At 73.5% G+C, this 6,237-nt stretch carries 7 protein-coding genes and 1 tRNA gene; 2 read left to right on the forward strand and 6 right to left on the reverse strand.

Features of this window, described 5'->3' with window-relative positions; all coding sequences use genetic code 11:
• Position 1: 1 nt before the first annotated feature.
• From kdpF to VM95_RS06655, 3 genes are all read right to left on the reverse strand, one after another.
• On the reverse strand, positions 2-91 hold the full coding sequence (kdpF, locus tag VM95_RS41265) for a K(+)-transporting ATPase subunit F (RefSeq protein WP_045693083.1): 90 nt from the start codon (positions 89-91) through the stop codon (positions 2-4).
• 380 nt (positions 92-471) lie between these two features.
• Positions 472-2,304 (reverse strand): APC family permease, encoded by a 1,833-nt coding sequence (locus VM95_RS06650; protein WP_078859639.1) that lies wholly within the window; start codon positions 2,302-2,304, stop codon positions 472-474.
• A 348-nt stretch (positions 2,305-2,652) separates the two neighbouring features.
• Positions 2,653-2,733, reverse strand: a tRNA-Tyr gene (locus VM95_RS06655).
• Between the two features lie 218 nt (positions 2,734-2,951).
• Here VM95_RS06655 and VM95_RS06660 point away from each other — a divergent pair.
• Entirely contained in the window at positions 2,952-3,440 is a 489-nt protein-coding gene (locus VM95_RS06660) for a YajQ family cyclic di-GMP-binding protein (protein ID WP_045693084.1), read from the forward strand.
• A gap of 155 nt (positions 3,441-3,595) precedes the next feature.
• Positions 3,596-4,600 carry an ArsR/SmtB family transcription factor gene (locus tag VM95_RS06665; RefSeq protein ID WP_045693085.1) on the forward strand — a complete coding sequence of 335 codons (1,005 nt, stop codon included), beginning with the start codon at positions 3,596-3,598 and terminating at the stop codon, positions 4,598-4,600.
• 113 nt (positions 4,601-4,713) lie between these two features.
• Here the strand turns inward: VM95_RS06665 and VM95_RS06670 are convergent, their stop codons facing one another.
• The 3 genes from VM95_RS06670 to VM95_RS06680 all read right to left on the reverse strand — a co-directional run.
• Positions 4,714-5,310, reverse strand: coding sequence for a hypothetical protein (locus VM95_RS06670; RefSeq protein WP_045693086.1), 597 nt, complete (start codon positions 5,308-5,310; stop codon positions 4,714-4,716).
• 106 nt (positions 5,311-5,416) lie between these two features.
• Entirely contained in the window at positions 5,417-6,001 is a 585-nt protein-coding gene (locus VM95_RS06675; RefSeq protein ID WP_045693108.1) for a hypothetical protein, read from the reverse strand.
• Between the two features lie 45 nt (positions 6,002-6,046).
• Positions 6,047-6,237: hypothetical protein (locus VM95_RS06680; RefSeq protein ID WP_157882003.1), on the reverse strand; the 191-nt coding region annotated here is incomplete at its 5' end.

Below are 6,237 nucleotides of genomic sequence, written 5' to 3' on the forward strand. Positions count from 1 at the left end.
GTCAGAACTTCTCCGGGAAGATCAGCGCGACGACGAGGTAGCCGACGAGCGCGACGGCCACGACCAGACCTGCGATGTTCTCCGCGCTCACAGCTTCTCCACCCCCCGCGCGATCAGGGCGATGACGGCGAACACGGCGACCGTGACACCGACGTAGATGAGATCGGACATGGGCTCCACCAGCGTGGTTCGGGAGACTGCCGCGGACCGGCCCGGAGGCCTCGCGCGGCGCCGGCGGACGACCGGCAGATGCGAGCAAACCAGCCACCGGGGGCGCGTTCCGGAGCCCTGACGCCCTCCATACGGGTGATAGCGCGGCGTTGACGCGACCTTGACGCGTGCGGGCGGTGGGCGAGTGGCGGGCGGGCGGTGGGCGGTTGGGGGGACGGTTGCGGAGGCGGTTGGGGGGACGGCGAACGGCCTCGGACGACAGGTGCCGTCCGAGGCCGTTCGCCGCTCACGCCGCGCCCGTCACATCCGCATCCGCAGCCGGCACACCACCGCGTCGGTGTGCCGCCGCAGCGCGCGGTCGATCACCGCGCCGCGCCGGTTCTGCAGCGCCCGCTGCCACCAGCGGGCCGGCTCCACCTCGGGGATCAGCACCGTGAGCCGGTCGTAGACGTGCTCCGTGCCGAGCCGGTTGACGAACTCGGCGATCGGCCGGCCCAGCCGGCGGTGGTCGTCCGCGAGCTCCACCAGGGGCACGCCGGGCTGCCACAACTCCCAGTCCCGGCGCAGCGCTTCGGCCCGGGCGGCCTCGTGCACCACGGTCACCGCCAGGACCTCGTCACCGAGCGAGAGCGCCGCCGACAGGCCGTCCCGGGTGAGCCGGGTGATCGCCGTCACCGGGACGACGACCAGGCTGCGCTGCCGGGTCACCGCGCCGGGCACCCGGCCCAGCTCCAGCCGCTCCCCGATCCGCTCGTAGCTGCGGTGGATCGCCTCGAACAGCAGGACCAGCAGCGGCAGGGCGACGACGATGCCCCAGGCGCCCTCGGTGAACTTGGTGCCGGTGACCACCAGGGCGGCGACACCGGTCAGGAGCGCGCCGAAGCCGTTCAGCGCCGCCTTCCACCGCCAGCCGTCCGGCCGGCCGCGCAACCAGTGCCGGACCATGCCGACCTGGCAGATGGTGAAGCCGACGAAGACGCCGATCGAGAACAGCGGCACCAGGCTGTTGACGTCCCCGCCGGAGCCGGCCAGCAGCACCGCCGAGACCACGGCGAGGAACAGCACGCCGTACCGGTACACCTGGCGGTCGGCGCGCAGCGCGAACACGTGCGGCAGGTGGTTGTCCCGGGCGAGCAGGTCGAGCAGCACCGGCAGGCCGCCGAAGGAGGTGTTGGCAGCCAGGCCGAGCAGGACCACGGTCGCGAACTGGACGACGTAGAAGCCGACGCCGTGGCCGAGCGAGGCGTCGGCGAGCTGGGCGAGCACGGTGACGCCGTCGACCGGCTGGAGGTGGAAGCGGCCGATCAGCACGGCCAGGCCGATCAGCATCACGCCGAGCAGCGCGCCCAGCGCGACCTCGGTGTGCTGGGCGCGCTTCACCCGCGGGGTGCGGAAGGACGGGACGGCGTTGGCCACCGCCTCCACGCCGGTCAGCGCGGAGCAGCCGGCCGCGAAGGCCTTGAGCAGCAGCAGCGCCCCGACCGCGGTGGCGTTCTCGGCCAGCACGGAGGCGTGGCCCGCGGCGGCCTCGGTGCTCACCGGGGCGTCCCGGAACAGGCCGACCACGATGATCGCCATGACGGCGAGGACGAAGACGGCCGTGGGCGCCATGAACCAGCGGGCGGACTCGGCTATCCCGCGCAGGTTCACCGCCGTCACCAGGGCGAGCACGCCCAGGCAGATCCAGACCCGGTCGCCGTACAGGCCGGGCACGGCCGAGGTCAGCGCGGCCACGCCGGCGGTCACCGAGACCGCGACGTTCAGGATGTAGTCGATCACCAGCGACGCGGCCGCGGTCAGCGCCGTCCGGCGGCCCAGGTGCGCCTTGGCCACCGCGTACGAGCCGCCGCCGTCCGGGAACGCCGCGATCACCTGCCGGTAGGAGGCCACCAGCACCGCGAGCAGGACGGCGATCGCCGCGGTGACCGGCAGCGTGAAGCCCAGCCCGTACCCGCCGGCCGCGGCCAGCACCAGCACGATCGACTCCGGTCCGTACGCCACCGAGGCCATCGCGTCCAGCGACAGCGCCGCCAGCCCGCCCGACGCCGTCAGGCGGTGCCGCTCGTCGCCGGCCCCGGTATCAGGCGGCTCGGGCTCGGCCGTCACGGCCGGGATGGTGGTGGCGCTGGACATCGGACGGAACCTCCGCAGTCGGTACGTGCTCCGATCCTGCGGCCCGCGCCCCCCGGCGCCCGCGGCCCCTACGCGTTCCTGACGCCGCCCCGAGCGCCTTTGACGCGCCCTTGACACCCCTCCCGGCCGGCCTCCGCCGTCTGGCGGGGGTGGGATGAGCCGCTGTCCCGGCGGGCGCCGGTTGGGAAGACGATCAGCTCGGTCGAAGGACTCCCACCCCCGGCCCCCACTCTGCTGCCCCCAGGACGCAATTGCAAGCCATACGCAATAACACCCACACCCCGCCCGAACGCACGAAAAAGCCCCCGATCCGCGTTTCCGCAGATCGGGGGCCGTTTCTCTATCCTGTGGCTGGTGCAGGGTTCGAACCTGCGTAGCTTGCGCGACAGATTTACAGTCTGCTCCCTTTGGCCGCTCGGGCAACCAGCCAGGATGTTCGCCGTTCGGGGGTGTTCGCCCCGTTCGACTTGGTAAACCATACCTGATCCGGGGGGGTGCTTCGCCACTCGATTGGGGACGCGACGATCAAGGGACGGCGCGTGGTCGTCGCAGGCGGCGGCGGGGTGGCGCTGGATAGGCTGTGGCGGCGGACGCCCGGTGGGGCGGGCCGTGCCAGTGACGCCACAGCATCGAGGAGATTGACACCCATGGCCGACTCCAGTTTCGACATCGTCTCGAAGGTCGAGTGGCAGGAGGTCGACAACGCGATCAACCAGACCTCCCGCGAGATCGCCACCCGCTTCGACTTCAAGGGCGTGGGCGGCGAGATCAGCCGGTCCGGCGAGAAGATCGAGATGAAGGCCAACGGCGAGGAGCGCGTCCGGGCCATCCTCGACGTGCTGCAGACCAAGTTCGTGAAGCGCGGTCTGTCGCTCAAGGCCCTGGACGCCGCCGAGCCGCAGCTGTCCGGCAAGGAGTACAAGATCTTCGCGAACATCAAGGAGGGCATCACCACGGAGGATGCCAAGAAGGTCGCGAAGATCATCCGTGACGAAGGCCCGAAGGGCGTCAAGGCCCAGGTCCAGGGCGACGAACTGCGCGTCAGCTCCAAGAGCCGCGACGACCTCCAGGCCGTGCAGGCCCTGCTCAAGGGCAAGGACCTGGACTTCGCCATCCAGTTCGTGAACTACCGCTAGTCCAGCGGGAACAGCGGCTCCCCGGGCCGGGAGGACCTGCCTCCCGGCCCGGGGAGCCGCTGTGTCGGGCGCGGGATCCGGGGAACCGGGTGCCGGGTCGGCCGTCCGGTGATTCGATGCCCTCGACGGCGATCGCGCGCTGGGGGGAGCTGCCCATGATCCGGTTCGACCTGGGGGCGCAGGGGCTGGGGCGGGTCAGGTTCGCCATGTCGCAGGTGGGCGTCGCCAACGACCTGCTCTTCGCGCTCGGCCGCTACCCGCACCTGCTCGGCGCGCGGTGGCGGGCGAAGGCCGTCCAGGCCCTGTCGGAACGGAACCTGGGACTGCTGGCCGTGGTCGGCGGCGGCGGGCCGCTCGGCTACTCCCCCGACTTCCTGCGGCCCGAACCCACCGGGTTCCAGGCGTCGTTGGACAGCACGCTGCACCAGATCGCCACCACGCCCGCCGAGCGGGTCCGGTACGAGCTGTCGTCGGCGCTCGACGGCCACGCCTGGGACCGGACCGGGGCCCACCGGCCGCCCCGGCTGCTGCTGGCGGCGATGGAGCGGGGCGAGGAGTACCTGGCGCAGCGGGTCGCGGCGGAGCTGGAGCAGTTCTGGCACGCCGCCCTCGCGCCCCGGTGGCCCGGCATCCGGGCCCACATGGAGGCCGAGATCGCCGCCCGCGCCTCCGCGATCGTTCTGCACGGGATCACGCACACCGTCAACCAGCTGGCCCCCAACCTGAGCCTGGACGAGGACGGCGTCGTCGGGATCCGCCTCCTCGCCTCGCACGCGGTCCAGCCGATCCTGGACGCCGACTCCGTGATCCTCGTCCCCAGCGTCTTCTCGGGCCGAGCGGTCGTCTGCGCCGCCGAGCCCCCGGACGTGCCCGCCCCCCGCACGCCGCTGATCGTCTACCCGGCCGCGCCGAACGACTGTCTCCCGGGCTCGGGCGGTGACGAACTGCTCGGCGCGACCCGGGCGAAGCTGCTGGCCGAGCTCTCCCAGCCGCACACGACCGGCGAGCTCGCCGCCCGGCTGAGCCTGAGCCCGGCGACGGTCTCCTACCACCTGCAGATCCTCCACCGCGCCGGGCTCGTGCGGCGCACCCGCCGGTCCCGCACCGTCCTCTACCAGCGGCTCGCGGCGAAGCCGGGGCTCGCTGCCGCCCTCGGCTGACCCGCCCCCGGCCGGGGCCGGGACCGGGAACGGCGGTGGCCCCGCTCCCCGGTCCGGGGGCGGGGCCGCCGTGCTGCCGTGCTGCCGTGCCGCCGCGCTGCCGGCGGGCGGGGTCAGCCGGTGGCGGGGTGGTGGCTGGTCGCGGCGGTGAGGGCCTCGGCCTGGGCCCGCAGGGCGGCGAGCCGGTCGGGCAGGGACGTCCGGCCGGCACCGGCATCGGCACCCGCGGCACCGGCGCCGGTGGGGAGCGTCGGCGGGGACGGGAGGGTCACCGGCGGGATCGGAAGTTGGCCGAGCAGTGCTTGCAGCGTGCTCTGCAGGGTGGCGAGGAGCTGCTGGACGGCGCTGAGGTCGGGGGTGGCGGCGGAGGTGACCGTCGAGAGCAGGCCGGTGACCAGGTTGACGAGGTCGCCGACCGCCCCGAGGGCGGCGCTCGGGTCCGGGACCGCCACCGGGAGCGACGCCGGGGGCGCCGGGGCGGTGGCCGGGAGGGCGCCCGGCAGGGTCGGGACGGTCGGGACTGCCGGGACGGCGCCCGGCAAGCCAGGCAAGGCCGGGACTACCGGGACGGCCCGGGCGGAGGTGTCGGAGACGGTGGTACGGGGAGCCGCGGCCTCGTTGCCTACGGCGGTGGCGGTCGCCGTGGTGACCGGGGTCAGCGCGAGCGCTGCGGTCACGGTCAGCACGGCGGCCATCCGGGTGGCACGCATGAGTACTGCTTCCTCTCACTGTGAACCAGGCGAGATCGCCTGCTTCACACCGTGGGGCAGCACTCCGGACACAGCCACCGCAGGTACGCCGAACGGTGCGGCCGGCTCAACCGACCGCCGCCGCCCAGCCGGTGGTGCTGCGGTGGGCCGACAGGCCGACCGCGTCGCACTCGTCGACGCGGCCCGCCGTGACCCGGACGCCGAGCAGCCGCAGGGCCCGGGAGATCGGATCGCCCCCTTCTCCCTCGACCGACTCCCCCGCGACCGGCTCCCCTTCGGTCGACTCCCCCTCGACCGACTCCCCCTCGGCCAGCGGGCCGAGGACGATCCGCCCGTCCGACCAGACGGCCGCGCGCCGGATGCCGCCGTCGCCGAAGCCCTCGGCCTCGACGCAGGCGATCGGGCCGGCCTTGGACCAGGCGGCGAGCCGCAGTTCGAAGCCGTCCGCGTGCCGGCCGAAGCCGGACCCGGCGGCGGACGTGTGGGCGGCGGGCGGATGAGCAACGGACGTACGGGCAACGGACGTACGGGCGGCGGCGCCGTCCCCCTGGAGCGCGGCGAGGACGGCGGAGGTGACCGGCAGCATCGCCAGCCCCTGTGCGAGCGGCACCACCCGGGCCACCGGGACCTCCGCCGCTGCCACCGTCAGCAGCTCCAATGTTCCTATCAGCGCCTGGAGTTCATAGGACATGCCGGACATCGTCGCCCACGGCACCGACATTCGGCCGGGGTTTCCCTATTCCGTGCCCGACCGGAGACCGTAGAGCAGGGTGAGGGCGGTCACATCCACCGCGTCTTCGGCCAATTCGCCGACGATATCGGCCAGTTGGCCGCACAGCAGGAGCGGCCGGTCCGGATCGCGCCGGATCCGGAGCCGGAGACCACCCGCTGGCGCCCGGCGGATCGAGGACGTCGCCACCGTCACGG

It is taken from the genome of Streptomyces rubellomurinus, assembly GCF_000961885.1.
GTDB classification, from domain to species: Bacteria; Actinomycetota; Actinomycetes; order Streptomycetales; family Streptomycetaceae; genus Kitasatospora; species Kitasatospora rubellomurina.

Coding starts and splice junctions, on each gene's coding strand:
- VM95_RS06650 (WP_078859639.1), bottom strand. CDS start 2,304: ATGTCCAGCGCCACCACCATCCCGGCCGTGACGGCCGAGCCCGAGCCG.
- VM95_RS06660 (WP_045693084.1), top strand. CDS start 2,952: ATGGCCGACTCCAGTTTCGACATCGTCTCGAAGGTCGAGTGGCAGGAG.
- VM95_RS06665 (WP_045693085.1), top strand. CDS start 3,596: ATGATCCGGTTCGACCTGGGGGCGCAGGGGCTGGGGCGGGTCAGGTTC.
- VM95_RS06670 (WP_045693086.1), bottom strand. CDS start 5,310: ATGCGTGCCACCCGGATGGCCGCCGTGCTGACCGTGACCGCAGCGCTC.
- VM95_RS06675 (WP_045693108.1), bottom strand. CDS start 6,001: ATGTCCTATGAACTCCAGGCGCTGATAGGAACATTGGAGCTGCTGACG.